At 50.3% G+C, this 3,389-nt stretch carries 5 protein-coding genes; 2 read left to right on the forward strand and 3 right to left on the reverse strand.

Going from position 1 to position 3,389, the window contains the following annotated elements; all coding sequences use genetic code 11:
• The first annotated feature begins 192 nt into the window (after nt 1-192).
• A complete protein-coding gene (locus V6D20_02365; GenBank protein HEY9814640.1) occupies nt 193-693 on the forward strand; it encodes a hypothetical protein in 501 nt (166 codons plus the stop codon).
• A 296-nt stretch (nt 694-989) separates the two neighbouring features.
• Here the strand turns inward: V6D20_02365 and V6D20_02370 are convergent, their stop codons facing one another.
• Nucleotides 990-1,679: a class I SAM-dependent methyltransferase gene (locus V6D20_02370; protein HEY9814641.1), complete on the reverse strand. Its 690-nt coding sequence runs from the start codon at nt 1,677-1,679 to the stop codon at nt 990-992.
• Nucleotides 1,679-2,251, reverse strand: a complete 573-nt coding sequence (locus V6D20_02375; GenBank protein HEY9814642.1) for a GNAT family N-acetyltransferase — start codon at nt 2,249-2,251, stop codon at nt 1,679-1,681. Before V6D20_02375 ends, V6D20_02370 begins: the two co-directional genes overlap by 1 nt.
• A gap of 291 nt (nt 2,252-2,542) precedes the next feature.
• Here V6D20_02375 and V6D20_02380 point away from each other — a divergent pair, with 291 nt between their 5' ends.
• Nucleotides 2,543-2,839 carry a DUF6176 family protein gene (locus tag V6D20_02380; GenBank protein HEY9814643.1) on the forward strand — a complete coding sequence of 99 codons (297 nt, stop codon included), beginning with the start codon at nt 2,543-2,545 and terminating at the stop codon, nt 2,837-2,839.
• 259 nt (nt 2,840-3,098) lie between these two features.
• On the opposite strand, the gene V6D20_02385 is transcribed toward V6D20_02380, so the two are convergent.
• Nucleotides 3,099-3,389: hypothetical protein (locus V6D20_02385; GenBank protein ID HEY9814644.1), on the reverse strand; the 291-nt coding region annotated here is incomplete at its 5' end.

Genomic DNA, 3,389 nt, shown 5'->3' on the forward strand with positions numbered 1-3,389 from the left:
TTTCTCTTTCCAGAAGCACATCTGCCCTGGATGAGTATCCTAGGATATCAGATAGTTCTTTTGGCAATACTTGAACCTCTGGATGACACGACCAGCCCTTTGGAAGTTGTCGGCTGAACTCAGCTTGCAGAAATGTCGTTAAGTGACCCATCGTAAATAGGGGATGGTTACAACATGCTGATTATATCGCCTATGCAAAAGTCACAGATTGTTCACGCTCACCACACCCTCTCCAGCAAAATGTACCCGGCCGTTCGCATTCCCCCTGTAGATGGCCAAGGGGTTCGGGTGAAGCGGCTGATTGAAGCTGGAGTATCTAACCGGGACACCCTGAAGGATCTAGAACAGGGGGCACTGAAAGCAATGCGAGCCTTCGACCAAGGAACATTGGGGGTGGAGGAAACCCTAGAGGCACTGCTAGCCTACGACGAACTCCTAGAGCTACCAAGAAATGGGAAGGTAGATCCGGCGGAGCAAGCTAAGCGGCGAGTGAAGCATGAGCGGATGTATCGGGATTTGTTGCGCGATCGCCCCTGGAAGCAGTGTGACTGCGTGATTTGCCAAGAGGTTGGCGTTGAGGTGGTGATCTTTCGGGGGAATGATCGCAACCGGCGGCGGGGGTTCCACAACACCCGAGCCTTTTATCTACGGTTCCAGGAGTTATTGGCGGCGCTGAGAGATACGCAGCCTTAGCCGAAATAAAGCAGGTAGTCATCTTTTAGCTTGTCTTCAAGACGTTCAGCCAGCCGTTAGCGATGGACTAGTCAAGGCAGAGAATTTTCTGAAAGACTTGTCAAACAAGGGTTTCAGTCAACGTGAGTTCGACAACAATGAGTATAACCCTCAGCCTTTTCTTTTGCACTCTAATTTTTGTCGAGCTCGGAAAAACTTGTCAGGTCAGCTAAGTGTGGAGTTCCAAAAAGACTGGCAACTTGGTAATAGCACCAACGATAAATAATCAGCCCCTGTCAATTTCGCTGAACACGTTCTTAATTGACCAGTTTAACCGCCAATGCAACTAGGTCATCCTGATCATCCGGCCCTTGGCGAGGGACGATGTCTGAATGGGCGATCGCAAACCCTGCCGCCGTTAGCTCTTCGAGAATGCTTTCCGCAGAGCCAATATAGCGAGTCGCAATTCCCTCTCGACTGATGGTGCAACGAGAAACCAGATCGAACAAGGCTTTCATCGGAGACTCGTCCATCACCTCGCCACACATGCTCTGTACCAGGAAGCCTCCTCCTGGTTGCAGCACTCGATAGACACTAGCGAGGGTTGCCGCTCGATCTGGGCCGATGATGCAATGCAGACATCGCCCATCAACCACCAGTCGGAAAACGCTATTGGCATAGGGAACTAGGTCTAAAACACTGCCAACGATAAACTGAACCTGGGCTGCTTGAGCGTCAGCCTTTTCGTGAGCCCAGGCGATCGCTCTGGGTGCAATATCAATGCCATGCGCTTCGTACCCTTGAAGGGCGAGCCAGATGGCGATATCTCCCGTGCCACAACCCAAATCTAAGATAGGGCTACCAGGTGGAATAGACAGGCGAGCGATCGCTTGCAGGATACGAGGGTGAACCGTCTGTGTCTGATCGTCCTCCGTAGTCCAACCATAGGCTCCTTCCGCTTTCAGGCGCTGATAGACACTGTCATGACCGACATAGTTGGTTTTCATCAAAACTGATACCCCAATAAATCAACCATCCCACTGGGCCAAGACTTCCCGGTGAGTTCCTTCACCATAAGTTCTGGTAAGACCTCTTCGCCAATACCAATCGTTTGATGCTCATGGATTTTGACCCAGCGTAGAGGATTCATAGGGGCATGAAACCCATTGCGACGATAGAGTTCGGGTTTCAGCGCAAAGAGAATGATAAAATCGGCTTTCGAGGTCTGTCCTAGATGCTCTAACCAGGTCAACATTTGGGTGGCAATACCCTGATTGCGGCACTCGGGTGCAACGCACACATCAATAGCCCCAAAGATACGCAAAGGGCCGTCTTGAGAACCCATCACTCGGTATTCAATCCCCATTTGTCCAACCAGAGTCTGATTTCCCCACACCAGCAACCGCCGGGGAGGCACCTGTTTGTAATACATGCGTGATACTGGCACTCCAGGTTCAGCAAAACAGACCTGTAATAGTGCCAGTATCTGGCGTTGCTGTTCTGGCGTAATCCGAAACTCATCAATCAACTCAAAATCCAGTGGTTCAGAGTCGGAATCGCTTAAGGGTTCAGAGGGCATGACTGATACGAACACTTCTTGATGTTTAATGGGGCTTATAGGATGATCCAATAGCAACATGTCAACGTCCTGATCAAGCCTGCAGTTCCCTGATTGCCTGATAGTTCACCATGTCTTAATAATATGAGCATCGCCGGAAAAACGATTGACTAGGTCTTTCAGGATGCTCTTGCACCGACGATAGTGTGCACCCAAAACGAACTTGATGTCTCCTCCTTGGAACGCTATGAGCTACATCACAGAATTCACGACGTATGCTGTCAAACTGGGTAAAGAAGCCAGGGCAGAGGAATGGATGCAGATATTATATCAACGCCAGGCAAGTGCGTAGATACCCTTGACCGAGAGAACATGCACTTCGAGAGCATGTTCAAAAGCTTCCGAAACGGACGGATGGATCTCTCCTGGTTCTCGGTTCAGAGTGATGGCGGTGCGACGTTGGACGGGTCGCCCCATGACATCGATCAACTCCACAGGGACTACTGGGAAGAATGCATTGATGATCAGATTCCGGCTGAGGACTTGGAATATGTCGTTAGCTTTGTGCCTGCATCGATTCAAGCTATTATCGAGAACAGAGATACCTGATCCAATTCCGGGGGGCACCAAGGGCGCATAGGGTTATCCAGTAGCGGGAAATTAGTTCGCTGGAGACGTTTGAAATCCCCTGGCTGGCGAGAACTCCACGATTCTTCTCAATGACCCGAGCTAATGCCAGATTATTCACATCATAGGTCATTAGCACTTGTGAGAGCCCCAGTTTGCAAGCTTTCTCTAGCGCTAAGTCCAGCATCTGGATGCTATAGACCTTCTTTCTTGTCGAGGGGCTATGGCAATCCCCGTAGCTTTATTCCTGAATCATCAGGTCGTAGCGGTTGCATTCATGGACTCGCTTGAATCGCTGCTGTATTGCCGGGGCAACGTTTCCATGATACTGAGCAAAGATATGAACTGGCTTCAATCCAGAAATACGGCTGTCGAAGCACCTATTCACTTCCTCACGTTGCAGGTAAACATGGAGGTAGGAGCCTACTTTCTGAAAGCTCTGAGCTTCGTACCACTGGAGAGTGAAGGCATCGTCGCGAGTCCAGGCTTCTAAACGACAAAGCCGAGCCCGTTTGGCCAGGTCGATGGCCGC

The sequence above is a fragment of the Candidatus Obscuribacterales bacterium genome (genome assembly GCA_036703605.1).
Lineage (GTDB): Bacteria > Cyanobacteriota > Cyanobacteriia > RECH01 > RECH01 > RECH01.